General features: G+C 54.4%; 14 protein-coding genes. 2 read left to right on the top strand and 12 right to left on the bottom strand.

Going from position 1 to position 16,838, the window contains the following annotated elements; all coding sequences use genetic code 11:
- Positions 1 to 30: 30 nt before the first annotated feature.
- The 5 genes from AC01YT_RS07115 to AC01YT_RS07095 all read right to left on the bottom strand — a co-directional run bounded on the left by AC01YT_RS07115 (position 31) and on the right by AC01YT_RS07095 (position 5,506).
- Positions 31 to 1,821: a glycoside hydrolase family 2 protein gene (locus tag AC01YT_RS07115; RefSeq protein WP_476674028.1), complete on the bottom strand. Its 1,791-nt coding sequence runs from the start codon at positions 1,819 to 1,821 to the stop codon at positions 31 to 33.
- A gap of 163 nt (positions 1,822 to 1,984) precedes the next feature.
- Complete coding sequence (locus AC01YT_RS07110) at positions 1,985 to 3,061, bottom strand: fatty acid desaturase (protein WP_476674026.1); 1,077 nt, start codon at positions 3,059 to 3,061, stop codon at positions 1,985 to 1,987.
- Positions 3,062 to 3,214: 153 nt separating this feature from the next.
- Positions 3,215 to 3,853, bottom strand: a complete 639-nt coding sequence (locus AC01YT_RS07105; protein WP_476674024.1) for a protein-methionine-sulfoxide reductase heme-binding subunit MsrQ — start codon at positions 3,851 to 3,853, stop codon at positions 3,215 to 3,217.
- An 8-nt stretch (positions 3,854 to 3,861) separates the two neighbouring features.
- On the bottom strand, positions 3,862 to 4,815 hold the full coding sequence (msrP, locus tag AC01YT_RS07100; protein ID WP_476674022.1) for a protein-methionine-sulfoxide reductase catalytic subunit MsrP: 954 nt from the start codon (positions 4,813 to 4,815) through the stop codon (positions 3,862 to 3,864).
- An 85-nt stretch (positions 4,816 to 4,900) separates the two neighbouring features.
- Positions 4,901 to 5,506, bottom strand: coding sequence for a protein-tyrosine phosphatase family protein (locus AC01YT_RS07095; protein WP_476674020.1), 606 nt, complete (start codon positions 5,504 to 5,506; stop codon positions 4,901 to 4,903).
- A gap of 125 nt (positions 5,507 to 5,631) precedes the next feature.
- On the opposite strand from AC01YT_RS07095, the gene AC01YT_RS07090 reads away from it, so the two are divergent.
- Positions 5,632 to 6,567, top strand: a complete 936-nt coding sequence (locus AC01YT_RS07090) for a YihY/virulence factor BrkB family protein (RefSeq protein WP_476674018.1) — start codon at positions 5,632 to 5,634, stop codon at positions 6,565 to 6,567.
- 58 nt (positions 6,568 to 6,625) lie between these two features.
- Here AC01YT_RS07090 and AC01YT_RS07085 read toward each other — a convergent pair whose 3' ends face one another.
- Both AC01YT_RS07085 and AC01YT_RS07080 read right to left on the bottom strand, forming a co-directional pair.
- The gene (locus AC01YT_RS07085; protein ID WP_476674016.1) at positions 6,626 to 7,243 is read right to left on the bottom strand and encodes a superoxide dismutase; all 618 of its coding nucleotides are present in this window, start codon (positions 7,241 to 7,243) and stop codon (positions 6,626 to 6,628) included.
- 181 nt (positions 7,244 to 7,424) lie between these two features.
- Complete coding sequence (locus AC01YT_RS07080) at positions 7,425 to 7,700, bottom strand: PilZ domain-containing protein (protein ID WP_476674014.1); 276 nt, start codon at positions 7,698 to 7,700, stop codon at positions 7,425 to 7,427.
- Positions 7,701 to 7,879: 179 nt separating this feature from the next.
- On the opposite strand from AC01YT_RS07080, the gene AC01YT_RS07075 reads away from it, so the two are divergent.
- Positions 7,880 to 8,779: a DMT family transporter gene (locus AC01YT_RS07075; RefSeq protein ID WP_476674012.1), complete on the top strand. Its 900-nt coding sequence runs from the start codon at positions 7,880 to 7,882 to the stop codon at positions 8,777 to 8,779.
- Positions 8,780 to 8,783: 4 nt separating this feature from the next.
- On the opposite strand, the gene AC01YT_RS07070 is transcribed toward AC01YT_RS07075, so the two are convergent.
- From AC01YT_RS07070 to AC01YT_RS07050, 5 genes are all read right to left on the bottom strand, one after another.
- Positions 8,784 to 10,694 (bottom strand): ABC transporter substrate-binding protein, encoded by a 1,911-nt coding sequence (locus AC01YT_RS07070; protein WP_476674010.1) that lies wholly within the window; start codon positions 10,692 to 10,694, stop codon positions 8,784 to 8,786.
- 193 nt (positions 10,695 to 10,887) lie between these two features.
- Positions 10,888 to 12,723 (bottom strand): peptide ABC transporter substrate-binding protein, encoded by a 1,836-nt coding sequence (locus tag AC01YT_RS07065; RefSeq protein ID WP_476674008.1) that lies wholly within the window; start codon positions 12,721 to 12,723, stop codon positions 10,888 to 10,890.
- Positions 12,724 to 12,855: 132 nt separating this feature from the next.
- Entirely contained in the window at positions 12,856 to 13,878 is a 1,023-nt protein-coding gene (locus AC01YT_RS07060) for an ABC transporter permease (RefSeq protein ID WP_424912982.1), read from the bottom strand.
- 18 nt (positions 13,879 to 13,896) lie between these two features.
- Positions 13,897 to 14,952, bottom strand: a complete 1,056-nt coding sequence (locus AC01YT_RS07055; RefSeq protein ID WP_424912981.1) for an ABC transporter permease — start codon at positions 14,950 to 14,952, stop codon at positions 13,897 to 13,899.
- 81 nt (positions 14,953 to 15,033) lie between these two features.
- On the bottom strand, positions 15,034 to 16,838 hold a 1,805-nt coding region (locus AC01YT_RS07050; protein ID WP_476674005.1), incomplete at its 5' end, for a peptide ABC transporter substrate-binding protein.

Here is a 16,838-nt window from a genome sequence, read left to right as displayed (position 1 = left end):
TTCTCACCTTCTTACGAGTAGCCTACTCTCTCAGAGACCGGAGTTTGCTTTTGTCATCAACCGCTTGTGGACTGCTCGCAATCGCTGTGCGTCCATCTTGAGCACCGCCCGGTCATACGTCAAGTAACCGTTCACCTCAATTTCCACATCCGTGGTTTGGGTATAAATAGCGGCAGATAGCCCGGCCTCAACCCAGGGGCACAGTTGTTCATCCAGCAAGCGCTCGTAGGCTGCCGTCAAATCGGGAATGGTCTTGAAATGCTTATACCCAAAGCGCTGGCGCGGGTTCCAGAGGTGGTTGCAAATCTCCAGGCTGTAACCCCCAAATTCCGACAGCACCACGGCCCGCGTCGCCGTGGGGGGAATGGGTTTCAGGGGTTTACCGTAGATATGATAAGAGGTAAAATCCCCACCCCCCTGGTCATACCAACCACTGGCGTGGTCCACTAACCGGGTAGGGTCATAGGCTTTGAGCCACTCGGCAATGGCACGAGCTTCAAACTGTCCCCACCCCTCATTGAACGGCACCCATACCCCGATACAAGGAAAGTGATAGAGATGATCTACCAACGCCTTGAGTTCACGTTGATAGTCAGCCCGCGATTCGGGGGACTTACGTCCAAAACGCCACAGCGCCCGCCGATCATCCTGATGCGCCCCCAAGAAAAGCGTCACCAATCCCTCAAACGCGGTTTGCGCTCGCCCGCCGTTAGGCATATCCTGCCACACAATCAAGCCCAAGCGGTCACAGGCATAATAATAGCGGGCCGGTTCGACCTTAACGTGTTTGCGAAGCATGTTAAAGCCCAATTGCTTGAGCAGTTTCAATTCCCACTCCATCGCCTCTTCCGAAGGCGGCGTATATAACCCATCGGGCCAGTAACCCTGATCCAACGGGCCAAACATAAACAGCGGCTCATCGTTGAGGAAAACTCGTGTTCGACCATGTACGTCTTTCCCCAGGCGAAATTCGCGCAAGCCAAAATAACTGCTCACGCGATCCTCTTCTGCCGTCACTACCAAATCATAGAGGAATGGCGAATCGGGATGCCATAAGCGCGGCGAAGGCAGGGAAATCACTAGTTCACCTTCAGAGGATGAAAGGCTCGCCTCACCATGGCGCATCCCTTCCGCCCATACTTCCACATGAATATCCCGCAAGATATCACTGCCTCCGGCCAGCACTTTTATTCGCACCACCTGTGCTGACAGATCAGGGGTTATCCGCAAGCCGGCGATATAGCGAGAGGGCACTGCTTCCAGCCAAACCGTCTGCCAGATCCCCGAAACCTGTGTGTACCAAATGGAATGAGGATGGCGCACTTGTTTGCCTCGCTGTTGCCAATGGGCATCCGTGGGATCCCACACTGCAACTACAAGCTCTTGCTCTCCAGAACGCAAATAAGGGGTAATATCGAAGGTAAACGGCAAATAGCCTCCCTGATGATTTCCTACACGCTGGCCGTTGACCCAAACTTCTGCCTCCCAATCCACCGCACCGAAGTGCAGTAACACGCGTTTCCCCTCCCAGGCTGTTGGCACCGTGAACATCCGCCGATACCATAAGCGCTCCCCGGGCTGAAGCGGACGCATCACCCCCGAAAGCGCCGATTCGATGGGAAACGGCACCAAAATCTCACCTTTGAAAGCGGGAGGAAGTGCCTGATCTCGTGGCGCAATGCCGAACTGCCAGACCCCATTCAGGTTCAACCACTCCTCCCGCACCAACTGGGGGCGGGGATATTCCGGCCAAACACAATCGGGGCATAAAGCCTCACTCCAGCGCGTCATCAAAGGGGCACGTTGTCGCTGCCAGACCATGGGTTCTTGTTCCCTCCACGATGGTTATAAGTAAATTGAATGGTTTCCCCGCAACCTAAACCCCAATTGGGCGAATTGCCTCAATGATAGCATAGAAAAACACAGACCGGCGAACACTTCATCAGCCGGCCTGTGCTGAACACCCCACAAAAGAATGGCAGCACTACGAGGAATTCGCTGAAGCCGCTTTCTTCTGCCGCCGCGGTTCATCCGCTCGCTCGTACTCGACCTTGGGGAAGCCCTCCATGCGATAACGCGACTCGTTATACACCTTGAGCGTCACGGTGCGCAGGCTCTCAGGAATCGTGACGACGCGTGCCCATTTTTGTAAAATCGGCGAACGACGCTGACACTCGGCCAGGAAATAGTTTGGAATGCGCGGGCTAAGGTGATGGATGTGATGATAACCGATGCTGCCGGTAAACCACTCTAATACTTTTGGGAGTTTGTAGTAGGATGCCCCCAGTAACGCCGAGGCCACGTAGTTCCAGTTCTCGGCCCGCTCCCAGTAAACATCTTCAAACTGATGCTGAATGTAGAAGAGCCAGATTCCACCCGTGCCCGCCATCCAGATCACCGGGAGTTGGATCATGAGATACGCCTTCCAACCTACCAGCGCAATCAGCCCAGCGGCTAATGCTACAATGCCCAGGTTGGTCAACCAAACGCTACGCGTTTGGCGCTTGCCGTAGCGCGGCAAGGGTAAACGATGCATGATCAGGAACATAAAAATTGGCCCTAAAATGAACATGACCAGGGGATTGCGGAAGAAACGATACCCCAGTTTCTCCAGCCAGGCCTTTTCATAGAACTCTTCAAGGGTGAGGGTAGTGACATCGCCCACACCGCGTTTGTCCAGATTTCCGCTGGTAGCATGATGAATGGCATGGGAATGCCACCACTGCTCCCCAGGGGTAAAAACCAGGATTCCTAACCAGAAACCCACCGTGCGATTAAGGCGGGTAGAGGGGAAAAACGAGTTGTGACCACAATCGTGGAAAAAGATAAAAACCCGGACCAGAAATCCTGCTGCCAAAACCGCTAAGCCCAACGTCAAGGCATATGAGATAGCCAAACTGCGGTACATGAGGTACCAAAGTAATACATAGGGAATAAGGGTATTCGCCAATTGCCAGATGGCTCGACGGGTATCGGCATGCTGAAAAACCGCTATTTCCCGATTGATCTCACTTAATTTAGGCAAAGCGGCAAGTCGCGCTTCACGGGTCGTTGCCTCCATGGGTTTTCTCCTTTTATTTGGTCATGGATACTCTCATTTTACGGTACGCTCCCAGCATCCACACGGCCCATGTGGAGCAATTCAGTCATATTTCAGGTCATACACCCGACCCGATGGACATATGTCCGCTCCCTCAGCGCGTGTCAGTGCGTGCTATCCTTGACGTAACTTCCGGATGACGACACGAAGCAAACGCGCCCCCAAGACCACCCCCATCCCTACACCGATCAGAAGCGGTTTCCATACGTCCCCCCGCAACTGCAACGGATCACCCTTGACCACCAACCCTAAGTGTATCAATGCCAGAAGTGCGCCCAAATAAACCCAGCGATGCAGGTACTTCCAGGTTTTTCCGAGCCGACGTTGAATCCAGCGCGGCGAACTCAACGCCAGAAGAAGCAAGATCAGGAATGCCCCTGTACCATACCACAAATAGGGTTTCTCGCCAAACTCGCCATCTAACCAAGCCCAATTTAACCCGTAATCTACCCCAACATAGAGGCTAACATGGAGCAAAGCATATCCAAACGCATAGAGCCCCAAGGGACGCCGCCAACGCCCGATCCAGACCCAACCGCGCCACCAGCTTAACGGTGTGCAAGTCAGCGAAGCCAGCAGCAACAAAATAGCCGCATCCCCACTACGCTGTATGACTGCCTGCAAGGGATTAACCCAATATGCCCCCCACGCCAACTTGATCCCCAACCAAAGCAGTGGCGCCAACCCTAAAGCATGCACCGCGGCCAATCGCCATCCCCGTGTCCTGGTCTGCTGGGTCAGACCTTTCATCATGGCCCGGCTCAATAGTTTAACCGCAAATCCATCCCCTGATACAACCCCGCCACCTGCTCCGAATATCCATTGAAGAGCAAGGTGGGACGACGCTCACTCTCGCCAATGCGCCGCTCAGTGGCCTGTGACCAACGTGGATGCGGGACATCCGGGTTGACATTCGCGTAGAAACCGTACTCTTGCGGCGCCACGGTTGACCACAATGTGGTAGGTCGTTCTTCAGTCAGTTCGATCCGCACAATGGCTTTGATGCTCTTAAAACCATACTTCCAGGGCACAACCAAGCGCAACGGGGCGCCATTTTGCGGCAAGAGCATTTGCCCATACAGCCCCAATGCCAGGATGGTTAAGTCATGCATGGCTTCGTCCAGGCGCAAGCCCTCGGTGTAGGGCCAGGGGAATAGGCTGGTTTTCTGCCCCGGCATGTGTTCCGGATCGTAAATTGCCACAAAACGAACATAGCGCGCACTGCCCATCGGCTCAACCCGCTCCAACACCTGGCGCAAGGGGAACCCCAACCAGGGGATCACCATAGACCAACCCTCAACGCATCGCAACCGATAAATGCGTTCCTCCAGCGGAAAAAGACGCAAGATATCTTCAATCCCCAGTGTCTGTGGTCGGTGCACCAGACCACCGATGACCACGGACCAGGGCTGGTAAGGAAAATCACGCGCCAAACGCGCAACGGCCTGCTTGTCGCTCGAAAACTCATAATAGTTGTTGTAGTTAGTCACTGCTTCAAATGGCGTTAGAGGATCACCTAATTCATCCGACGTCCCGGTAGCCTGGGGAGTTATTCCGGCCCTATCAGGGAACGACTCGCGTGACGGAGGCAGACACGCGGCCAGCGCAATGCCCGCCGACAACGTTAGCGCGCTTTGCAGAAAACGGCGCCGCGAAAGATAAAGAGCCTCCGGTGTGATCTCAGAAGACGGGGGTATGGGGTATTCTAAACGCACTTAACCTCCTTTTCCGCCTTCATTATAGCGAATTTGGAGATATTTAGGTTTAATTTGTCAATACCCTTAGAGCGGTTTTTACAACTTATGCGAGCGAGGATGTGCGTGCACGCTCAGCCCACCATCGTGCAAAACGCTCGACCTGCTCACACTGCACCGCAGTAGGGCGAATGAAAGGCCGAACACGGCGAATAATCGCCCAAGCCTGCTCCACCGGATATCCCAAGCTGACAAGATAAGCCGCTGCGAGTGTAGGTGCCCGCCCCACGCCTGACGCGCAGTGGATATAAACCTTGCGTCCTGCCTCAATATGGGAATGAATAAATTTGACCCCCGTGTTCAAATCCTCCAGCGTCGGTGCTTGGTCGTCAATGGTGGGCAAGTGAAGGTAATAGCGGGGTGCCAACCCGGCTGCATGGTCATCAAACTCTTGGCGCAAGTTAACCACTGCCTCAATCCCCCACTGCTCAAGAATACGTTTACCCCGTGCTTTAAACTGTCCACCTACAAATACCCCCGGTGCAACCTGTGAGAGCCGCCGCAAGGGCCGATCCAGAACCACCCGGCAAAAAAGATTTAGTAGCCACAATCCCGTGGTGCGTACCCCTTGCTCCAGCAGCCGCGCCACCAGGATGCGCATACCCTTGACAACCTGGGATCTTCTCTCAATGGTCACATCGGATTCGGTCACGTTTCATACCCACCAGGCAGCATTTTGTTAGAGAATTGTACCAGATGACAGCCTTTTCAATTCCCAAACCGGGGTGAATATGGTAAATTGGAGGCAGAGACTTAATCATCGCCCTTGAGTTTTCCATGATGCCACTTGACCTATCCCAAAAATTTGCCCGCTACACTCACTTTGCCCAGCATGGGTACCTCAAACTGCGCACGTTATACCGCCATGCTAACCGCCTGAGCCGCGGAAGCCTGCATATCCTGCGCTTGACCGTCTTGCGCTTCAGCCAAGCCCGCGGGGCAGAAGCTGCCGCCAGCCTCTCGTATTATGCCCTTTTTTCTCTTTTTCCCCTTCTGTTGATCCTAATCTCAGTTTTGGGCTTCGTTCTGCGCCGAGAAGATGCCTATCAAGTAACGCTCAAATTGGTCATCGAGACTATGCCCGGCGCCCAAAATCTGATCGAACGTACCTTGCAAGAAGTGCTTAGTCGCCGTGGCACTTATGGATTAATCGGTCTGTTGGGAGCACTGTGGTCGGCAACCAGCTTTTTCAACACCCTGGTGCGCCATATCAACCATGCCTGGCAAGGTGTTAAACCCCGCGATCTTATACGCACCCGGCTAATGGCCCTACTGATGGTGCTCATCATCATCCTTTTGCTAATCCTCTCCCTCGCTTCAACCCCGCTGATTAACTTCCTGCGCCAATCACACCTGCCGGTGCGCAACGGCGTCCCGCTGGAACAAACCCTGCTCTGGACTGCACTCTCGACCCTGATACCCTGGAGTTTCACTTTTCTGATGTTCCTGGGTTTATATGCCTGGATCCCCAACACCTCGGTGCGCTGGCGGGCGGTTATGTGGGGCGCGCTTTTCGCGGCGCTGGGCTGGGAAATCGCCAAGCGTGCTTTTGTCTTCTACTTGAGCAGTGGTTGGGCGCGGTATGAACTTATTTACGGGTCTTTGGGTACGGTCGTGGCCTTTATGGTCTGGATGTACGTTAGCAGCCTGATTACACTGCTTGGCGCTCACCTGACAGCCACTATTGATCAAAACAGCAAGAACGTCCCATAAACAGAAGCGGGGAAGCCATTTTCCCCGCCCCTGCTCCCATACTTGCGTGGATGATAACCTAGCGCGTCCGCTCGTAAAGTTGGCCCACCACATCCCAATTGACCACCGACCACCAGGCCTTGACATAATCGGGGCGGCGCCACTGGTAATTCAGATAATACGCGTGCTCCCATACATCCAGCCCCAAAATCGGGGTATGCCCTTCCATGTAGGGACTATCCTGATTGGGTGTGGAATAAACGCGCAGCTTCTTATCCCCGTCTACCACCAGCCAGGCCCAGCCGGAGCCAAACCGGGTGATGGCCGCATTACTGAATTGTTCCTGAAATGCTGTAAAAGAACCAAACGTAGCGTTAATTGCTTCCGCCAATGCGCCATGAGGTTCCTTCGCTCCGCCTGGGATCATCACCTCCCAGAACAGAGAGTGATTGGCATGGCCACCACCATGATTGCGCACCGCCGTGCGAATGGATTCGGGTATTTCGTTAATCCGTCGCAGAATTTCCTCAATTGGATGGTCAAACCACTCGGGCGCACTTTCCAGCGCCTTATTGAGGTTATTAACATAGGCAGCATGATGTTTGGTATGATGAATTTCCATTGTCCGCGCATCAATAGCCGGCTCTAAAGCCGCATAAGCGTATTTCAGTTCAGGTAGTTCGAATGGCTTTCCCATAATCAACAATCCTTTCAATTTTTTTCAGGCCTTTTACCAGCCCGAATATATTAGATTTTATAGATTATATTACTATCATTAGTAAAAATTGTCAACTTAATTGTCCAAGGTTTTTACAAACCCTCTACCTTTTTGAGTCAAGGGTGCAAACCGCCAACGTGGTTTTGGGCAGTGAAACACTTTATGTAAAATCCACAGCGACGCGCAAGAAATCTGGGGCTCGTTCAAGGCGTACCACCCGCCCGTGGACAATGAGCGGGTCACTTGCATCCAGATGCGGCACTTCTAATGCCACCTCATCCCCCACGTTCAGAGCCGCATCAGCGGCGGTTAAGAGCAACATTCCCACTGCGCTGACATTAATCGTTTTTGCCGCCGCCAATATCGGAGCAACGATCTGTACCGGACGCTCCCAGTCAATGCGATTTGCACGCCGTGCATCACCCAGACCAACCACTATCATCCTCCCAAGGCAATCCTGAATCCTATCGAATGCCCTTTTATTTATTTATACCACACCTTTGAAACCATCTGCCCAGTCACCACCTTGCACCGATCTTTTTTCGGTGATAAGCACTAAGGGTAAAATCAAGACAATTCCCGCTACAACATCCTGTTTTCCGGAGCATTGCCGCCATGATCATCCCAACTCTAGGTGCTTTGGCTGCCCTTCTGGCCGCTTTTTTCTGGGCTTCTGCTTCCTTCTTATTTGCGCGAGCCGGGCGTTGGTTGCCCCCGCTCCACCTTAATCTCTTCAAAGGAATCTGTGGCCTAGCCCTTTTAGGATTAACCCTGCTGGCCCTGCGCGGAACTATGACCGCATTTACCCCCTCTGCCGTGCTTTGGCTGGGGTTGAGCGGCCTGATTGGGATTACCCTGGGGGATACGGCTTACCTCGCCGCATTAAGTGATCTCGGGCCGCGCCGCACACTGCTTTTATCCATCCTCGCACCACCGATGACGGCCTTGCTCAGCCTGATCCTCTTGCACGAGGCCCTTACCCTTTGGGCCTGGGGAGGTATTGCCATCACCACTGCCGGCGTGGCGTGGGTGATCAGTGAACGCACATCCGAGGCCCACGGGCAGACCCCGGTACGTTGGCGCGGGGTGATATGGGGTCTCATCGCAGCACTGGCGCAGTCTGGCGCGGTCATTCTCTCACGAGCAGTCTTTCTCACCACCACGGTCAACGCCCTACAAAGCGCCGTCATGCGTCTAACCGCGGGGGTGGTTGGTCTGCTGCTTTGGATGCTCCTCACGGGTGAGGCACGACTAAATATGAGCGCCCTTAAGGTCCAACCCCGCTTTTGGGTTTATGCCTTTGCTGCAACGTTTTTAGGCACTTACTTAGCCATGTGGCTGCAACAAGTGGCTCTTACTTATGCCGCCGCCGGCATCGCCCAGACTCTTCTAGCCACCAGCCCGATTTTTGTCCTCCCTCTAGCCGCTTGGCGCGGGGAGCGGTTAACGCCGCGCGCCATCCTGGGGGCAGTGGTGTCACTGCTGGGCGTGTGGTTATTGTTCCAGCCGATTTAAGGCCTTATTGCGGACAATTCGGTTGACGATCCAACACCTCCAGGTTCCAAACATCACTGCGACTGCTCCGATCAGGAGCTAAGCCGCAGATGTCCGGGCGAGCCGCTACCAAATCCAGCGCAAAATACAGGGAAACCGCGGGCAGGGCTTGTAGATAATACTCCTGCACGGCACGCTGAGCGTTTTGATAAGACTCAACTTCATTGGGATTCGCATCAAGTGCCGCCCGGCAGAGGCGGTCATATTCGGGATCGCTGAATCCCGATAGATTGACTCCCAACCAATGATTATTGCTATCAGGAATCTGATCGCTCAAGTAGAGAAAGCATGGCGAATCCTCGCCAATTTGCCAGGAAAGAGCCGCCAGGTCAAACTTGCGCCCAAAAAGCGGTCCTTCTGGGCCCGGGGCGTAGAAATCTCCAAGGTCCAAGAACTGCACATTGACCCCGATGCCACACCCCCGCAAACCTTCGGCCAGAATCGTCGCCACTTTTTGGCGTAAAGATGCATTCGTCGTCAGGTAAGTTACTGTCAACGGTGTGCCGTCCAACACATTGGGCACGCCCTGCGCCACACGTGGGGTAGATGGATTGGTATCATCATCTATCCAACCCACAGTCTCCAGCAACTGTTGCCCGCGCTGGGGATCGTAAGGATAGGGATTCTCGGCGGAGAGGGCACGCGGATCGTCGGGGGGATAAAAGCCCAGCGGTATCCGGTTCTGTCCCAAGAATATCTCTTTGTTCACCCGCTCACGATCCAGGCAATAGGCAAATGCCTGACGCACGCGTACATCTCCAAAAATATCCTGGCGATAACCTCCATAGGGGGAATAACCCGCATCATAAGCCGCGGGACGAATGCCAAAAACCAGTTGCTCCCAGATCGGCCCCAAAATGCGCCACAGGCGGATCTGGCCCGCTTGTTCGGCTTCCAACGTGTCTTTTAGCTGGTTCTCCAACAACACGGTACGATCTACGATATCACAGGCGCCATGGAGCAAGGCATAGAGATTATTATCGGCTTGCTCACCCAAGAAACGAAACTCCACCACATCAAATTTAGGAAGACCTTCATTGGCCCGAAAGTAATTAGGGTTGCGTCGCACCCGCAAAACCTCACCAGGCTGCCAGGTTTCGATCACATAGGGTCCCCAACCCAACGGAGACTTGGTGCTAACCTCAGCACTCAACAAGGCTTCGGCCGTGTAATTGCCCCATGCATGCCGAGGAAGCGGGATAAAAAAGAGCGCCGCATGATCTCGGGGAAAGTAGCCGGGTTTTCCCACCCAGAGCACCGTTTGTGCATCTAGGGCTTGATACTCTGCGGTGCGATCAACGTAAAACTTCGAGGTGGGGGTCTGGGGGTCGGCGGCTAAGCGATACGAATAGACCGAGTCCTCCGCAGTCAGGGGTTGCCCATCCGACCAAGTTACCCCGGCACGCAGATGGAAGGTGATCCGCAGGCGCGTCATTTCCAGCGGCGTATCGCCATCCCAGGTTTGGGCACACCCTTCGTCTCGGCACCCCGCCGGAAAGACACGAACACCCGCTTCCAGAGGCACCACCTGACCTTCAGTACTGACAACCTCATCCCCAGCTTTGACAGTGATGCGTTCTTCAACCACATCGCCATTCTCTCGGGTGGGCAAACGCTCCAGGATTACCGGCGTCGGTTGGCCGTTGACCCAATCCACTGGTCCATCATAAATGGCCTCTAAGACATTCCACATCGAACGGCTATTGCCCCCGTAAATATATAGCGTTTGCGGTTCCTCACCCAGACACACGGTTAACACCTGGGGTGGCTGAGTTGGGGTGGGGGAATATGTGGGCACAGATGTATTGACAACCGTTAGCGTGGGCTGGTCAGGGGTTATCCCAGCCGTCTGACAGGCCGTCAGAATAAGGGTCATTATCACCCAGACGCCTGTCCATCTACGCCAATCCGTGAAAGTCCTGATCATAAGATTCTCCGCAATGAAGGTACCTTCAGCCCTTTTATCCGAGAGAAGGCTTCTCCATTATAACCACAATTCTCGCACCGCGTTAAAAAGGCAGCCCCCGGCTGGCTCAGGGGCTGCAGAACGATCCCAAGTGACTACCTGCTCAGGACTTTATATCCCACTTCTCGTAACGGTCATACCCGGTGACGGAGGGTGTATCCACCACCCGCGGGCTGACCAGAACCTTATCCGCATACCAGTAAAGCGGAAGGACCACGGCAGCTTCATTAACCAGAATATTCTCGGCATCCGCATACAACTGCATGCGTTTCTCCGGATCCGTTTCTCTGGCCGCTGCCTTCACCAACTCGACAAACTTGTCATAGAGCGGGTTACTCCCGGGCGTGTAGACGATCATTCCTTCCGCGTTTTCAGCTACCGGCCAGTTCACCACGTCCTGGTAGGCCCCAGGCGTGCCGTTATTATCGGCAAACACCTCGCGTAGGAAGTTATTGGCATCGGGGTAATCCTGTACCCAGGAACCACGATAAATGTTCTCATTGCCTGCTTTGCGTTGCTTCAGGTAGACCTTCCATTCTTGATTGGTCAGTTTGACATTAACCCCCAGGGTCTCTTTCCACATCGCTTGCACGGCCTCGGCTTTACGCTTGTGCGATTCGCTGGTGTTGAACATGAGCGTAATATCCAACTGATCAGCGGTGAGGCCCTTTTCTTTCAAATACTCATCCAGCAACGCCTTAGCCCGCTGCGGGTCATACGTGAGGCCCAGGTTGGGGAATTTCTCCGGTTTGGGAGCACCCGCGACACCCGGATGCGTGAACCAGCGCGCCGGTTCGCCAGTCTTGGTCACGTTCTTGACCAACGCCTCACGATCCACGGCCAGCGCCAACGCCAACCGCACCCGCACATCATCGGTAGGGGCTTTGGTGGTATTGAAGGCGTAGAATTCAGTGCCCAGGGTATAGGTGTTACGCAGCATATCTGCGTATTTCGGATCATTGAGAATACGATCCAGATCACCTGAGGGGATGCCCGACACATCAAGATTACCCGTTTCAAACTCGGCTAAGGCACCCGAAGTATCCACCAGTTTCCAACGCACCTCATCGATCTTGGGTGAGGGTACGACTGCATCACCTGGCCAGAAGGGGTTCTTCACAATGGCGATTTCGGAGTCGTGTACCCACTCCTTGAGCGTAAACGGCCCATAACCCTGGTAGAAGCCCGTCTCCGTCCAGCGCTCGCCGCGCCCTTCGGTGCAATCATCCCCATCAATAATCCACTTGGGTTGCGCATGGGCAACCCACAGACCAGCAATGTTGAGGTTATACACCGCCGGTTCAACAAACGTGATCTGCAACGTCTTGGCATCCAGCGCCTTGACCCCAACCGTACTGGGATCCTCGGTTTCGCCCTGATTGTAAGCCGCGGCCCCCTCAATGCCGTACAGCACGTATGCATAATCCGAGGCCGTGGCCGGGTTGAGGGTGCGCAAAATGCCATATTCAAAGTCATAAGCGGTCACATAGCGGGGGTTGCCCTCACAATCCAGCACTTGCTCGACCTCTTTCCCGTTGTAACGCACCCAGGGCACGCCCTCTTTGATCGTAAAGGTGTAAGTGCGCCCATCATCCGAGGTTTTAACATCCGTGGCCATCGCCAGTTCCAATTCCGCCGTCTGCTCGTTCTGACGTGTCAGCCCCACCGTCATCTCGTCAATGAGCTGGATAGAAATGACATCCACCGCCAGCGCCGTATCAATCGTGGGAATATCCCCCGGACCCCAAGCCAGGCGTAAGACTTTACGCTGCTCGGTCGGTTGTGTGACCTGGGGCGTGGCCACGACCACCTTAGGCGTCCCTTCAACCACCACGGTCTCGACAATGACTTGCGGGGTTGGTGCAGTGGGTTGGCAGGCTGCCAACACCAATGTAAGGGCGAGTAAAACACTCAAGGCCATCCAGACTTTAGTACGCATTGCAACCTCCTCCTTTGGGATTTAATAGGATAAGCCGCCCTGCGGGTTGGCAAATCCCTCAGCGCGGCGGGCTAACGACCTCGATTCTTAGGGTGCGAGTTCAGGAACTACGAATAAGCCCCGCTAAAAAGATCACTGGGTTCCGCGCAGACGCGGATCAAGCGCATCGCGCAAGCCATCTCCCAGGAAGTTGAACGCGAACATGGTGATCGCCAGCGCCAACGCTGGGAAAATGGTTTGATTGGGGTAGGTGCGGATAACTTGAGCGCCCTCGGAGATCATGGAACCCCAGGAAGGCGTGGGCGGGTTAACACCCAGACCAATAAAAGAGAGAAACGCTTCCGTTGTGATGTAGCCGGGGATTGCAAGCGTCTCTGCCACCACCAACGGACCAACGATATTGGGCAGGATATGGCGGAACATGATACGCAAGTCGGTAGCACCAATGGTGCGGGCCGCTTCAACAAATTCCTTCTCGCGCATCGAAAGCACCTGTCCGCGGGTGAGGCGCGCCATCGTTTCCCACGCCGTCAGACCAATTCCAATAAAGATAAACAACATCCCTCCCATACGCGCATCTAATTGGCTGACGCTGTAGGCAAACGTGCCCGGCTCAGGTCGTGCCAACGTGGAGCGGAAAAACGCCATGAGCAGGATGATAAACAGCAACCCCGGGAAGGCGTACAAAACATCCACGATGCGCATCATGATGTTATCCAGGCGCCCCCCAAAGTAACCTGAAATGCTTCCGTAAATCACACCGATAAAGAGGCTAATGAGAGGTCCGATCAGCGCAACGGTTAGTGAAACGCGCGTCCCGTATACGATCCGGCTGAAGAGATCGCGCCCCACATAGTCAGCCCCCAAAAGGTACTTATCCGAGATTTTGGCATAGGGCTGCATCGTTGGGAACACCTTAAGCATCCAGGCTGGAACCTTGTTCTGATCCACCAGGGTCTGCTTTTCATAAGGATAAGGGGCAATCTTATCGGCAAAGATTGCGGTAAGGTAGAGGATTAGAATAATCACCCCACCGATCACTGCCGCGCGGTTGCGCACCAACCGGCGCAGGGCATCTTGCCACAGGCTTTCGCGTTTTGTGGTCAGAAGAACATCTTTTTGGCTTGCACGATCCAAGGTCACAGGCTGAGCCATACTCTCTCCTCGAAACGCTTAATCATACCGGATGCGTGGATCCAGGTATGCGTATACGATATCCACAATCAAGTTGGCAATCACCAAAATCACTGCATACAGCAGAATAGTGCCCATGATCACTGGGTAATCGCGATTGGTGATACTGGTGACAAAGTAACGCCCCATGCCCGGAATACCAAAGGTAACCTCTGTGACAAAGGTCCCGGTAACCAAAGCGGCGAACAGCGGCCCCAGGATGGTGACCACTGGAATTAGCGAATTCTTGAGCGCATGGCGCACAATGACCAACGACTCGCGCAATCCTTTGGCCCGCGCCGTGCGAATATAATCCTCGCGCATGGTTTGGAGTAAACTGGCGCGGGTGAGGCGGGCGATAATGGCTGAGGAACCTAATCCCAACGCTACCGACGGCATAATCGCATAGCGGAAGAATTCGGGGCTCAAATCGCGTGGGAAGATACCCAACACAAAGGGTGGTTTAGCCCCCCACCCTGTCGGTGGGAACCATTTCAAGGTGACTCCAAAAATCCAAATCATAAGTGGGCCCAAAATAATAACGGGCACCGAAACCCCGAAGATAGCCACACTCATCCCTAGATAGTCAAAAACGGTGTTCTGTTTCAATGCCGCTAGAATCCCCAACGGCATTCCGATGATGATAGCGACCAGCAAGGCCATAATCCCCAGTTGGGCAGAAACGGGGAGTTGTTGGCGAAAGATATCGTTGACGGTGCGACTGCGTGATGTATAGGTCGGGCCAAAATTCATCCACTTAAACCACACATTACCCAACTTAACGGTAATTAAGAAATCATCATCAACACTACCTTTGGGCGGAACAGAACTTATCCGCGGGATAAAGACATCGTACATGTAGCGCCCATATTGCATCAACAAAGGTTCGTCCAAATGATAACGCTTATTCAAATTTTCAAGGATTTCGGGCGGCAAGGCTTTTTCGCGATCAAAAGGCCCCCCTGGCACTGCATGCATTAGCCCAAACGTGATCGCCGATACCACAAACAACACCACCAGGAGATAAATCAAACGCCGCGCAATATATCGGCCCATTCACTCACTCCTAAACAAATTTCGTTCATAGAGAAGTGGAGGGGAGAGGCTCCCCCCTCCCCTCCTGTTTCTCCTCATACACTACTGGGTAATATCCCACTTCTCGATGTGCTCGAGGCCACCCAGCACCGAGAAAGTGCGCTGGACATACGGCTTGGTCACGGTGACGCGGGTGTACCAGTAGATCGGCGCCATCACCGCATCTTCGTAGACCAAAATCTGCTCCGCCTGCGCGTAGAGGTCTACACGCTTCTGCGGATCCGTTTCGCGCGCAGCCTGGACGACAAGTTCTTCAAACTTGGGATTCTCCCAGTTGAAACCACCACCCTCAGCCGGGTTAGCCGAGCCACCCTTGGTGGGTACTTCGCGCAGGAAGTTGTTGGCATCCGGGTAGTCCTGGCACCAGCCAAGGCGCCAAATCTGCGGCGTTGCCTGCGGGTCGCGGATGGTCTTCAGGTAGACCTTCCACTCCTGGTTGGCCAGTTTGACATCCAGGCCGAGGTACTCTTTCCACATCTGCTGGATGGCTTCAGCGATCTTCTGGTGACCCGAAGAAGTGTTGAACATCAGGGTGATATCCAAATCGCTAACCTTCAGGCCCTTCTCATCCAGGTAGGATTGCAGTTCGGCCTTGGCCTTTTCCGGATCAAACTTGACGCCCAGATCGGGGTATTTGTCCGGGGTCGGCGCGCCGGTCAGACCGGGGCGGGAGAACCATTGTGCCGGTTCCTGACCGCCCTTGAGCACGTTGTCAATCAGGCTCTGGCGGTCAATCGCCATAGAGAGAGCACGGCGCACGCGGACATCATCCACGAACTTGGCTTTGGTATTGAAACCGTAGTAGTAGGTACAGAGGACCGGGCCAATTACCAGTTGCTTGGAGAGTTCGGGATCCGCCTTCACCCGGTCAATGTCGGCCAGAGGCACACCTGCCACATCCAGATTGCCGGCCTCGTACTCAGCGAATGCCGGAACCTCATCCAGCATGGTCCAGGTGATTTCATCAATCTTAGCCACCGGCACCGAGGGCAAGCCCGGCCAGAAGGGGTTCTTCACTAGGGTAATGTAAGAATCATGCACCCATTCCTTCAGGGTGTAGGGGCCATAACCCTGGAAGAAACCGGTCTCGGTCCACTTATCACCGCGGGCTTCGGTGCAGTCATCACCCTCGATCAGCCATTTGGGCATCGCATGCGCCACCCACATACCAGCGATGTTGATATTATAGACCGCTTGCTCTTTGAAGGTGATCTCGAGGGTTTTCTCATCCACTGCCTTCACCGCCACCGTGGTCGGGTCCTCGGTCTTCCCCGCATTGTAGTCTTCAGCACCTTTGATCGCAAACGCCAACACATAGGCGTAATCCGAGGCCGTCTTGGGATTCAGCGTGCGCAGGATACCGTATTCGAAGTCATAAGCGGTCACATAGCGTGGGTTGCCGTTGCAGTCCAGCACTTGCTCGACCTCTTTACCGTTCCAGCGCACCCATGGAATGTTGGGCACCAGATGGAAAGTCACCGTTTGCGTGCCGTCCTCATTGTTGACCACATCCCAGGATTCGGCCATGCCAGGCAATACGTCCGCGGTCTCTTCATCCTGGCGGGTTAAACCAACCGAGGTTTCCTCAATGATTTGCACTGAAGACGTGTCGGTGGCCAGAGCGGGATCAATGGTCGGAATATCGCCCGGACCCATGTTCAGGCGCAACACCTTGGGACCGGCCGCGGCTGGCGCGGGCGTCGCGGTCACCACGACCTCCTTAGGCGTGCCTTCCACCACCACCGTCTGGATGATGGTTTCAGGGGTTGTAGCAGCGGGTTGGCAGGCGCCCAAAACCAGGCTTGCCAAAACCAACACACTGATCAACAAGAACAACTTGGTACGCA

This window comes from Thermanaerothrix sp., assembly GCF_056331585.1.
This window is presented reverse-complemented; position numbering and strand designations above follow the sequence as displayed.

Coding starts and splice junctions, on each gene's coding strand:
- AC01YT_RS07115 (WP_476674028.1), bottom strand. CDS start 1,821: ATGGTCTGGCAGCGACAACGTGCCCCTTTGATGACGCGCTGGAGTGAG.
- AC01YT_RS07075 (WP_476674012.1), top strand. CDS start 7,880: ATGATCATCCCAACTCTAGGTGCTTTGGCTGCCCTTCTGGCCGCTTTT.
- AC01YT_RS07065 (WP_476674008.1), bottom strand. CDS start 12,723: ATGCGTACTAAAGTCTGGATGGCCTTGAGTGTTTTACTCGCCCTTACA.
- AC01YT_RS07060 (WP_424912982.1), bottom strand. CDS start 13,878: ATGGCTCAGCCTGTGACCTTGGATCGTGCAAGCCAAAAAGATGTTCTT.
- AC01YT_RS07085 (WP_476674016.1), bottom strand. CDS start 7,243: ATGGGAAAGCCATTCGAACTACCTGAACTGAAATACGCTTATGCGGCT.
- AC01YT_RS07090 (WP_476674018.1), top strand. CDS start 5,632: ATGATGCCACTTGACCTATCCCAAAAATTTGCCCGCTACACTCACTTT.
- AC01YT_RS07110 (WP_476674026.1), bottom strand. CDS start 3,061: ATGGAGGCAACGACCCGTGAAGCGCGACTTGCCGCTTTGCCTAAATTA.
- AC01YT_RS07055 (WP_424912981.1), bottom strand. CDS start 14,952: ATGGGCCGATATATTGCGCGGCGTTTGATTTATCTCCTGGTGGTGTTG.
- AC01YT_RS07070 (WP_476674010.1), bottom strand. CDS start 10,694: ATGACCCTTATTCTGACGGCCTGTCAGACGGCTGGGATAACCCCTGAC.
- AC01YT_RS07105 (WP_476674024.1), bottom strand. CDS start 3,853: ATGATGAAAGGTCTGACCCAGCAGACCAGGACACGGGGATGGCGATTG.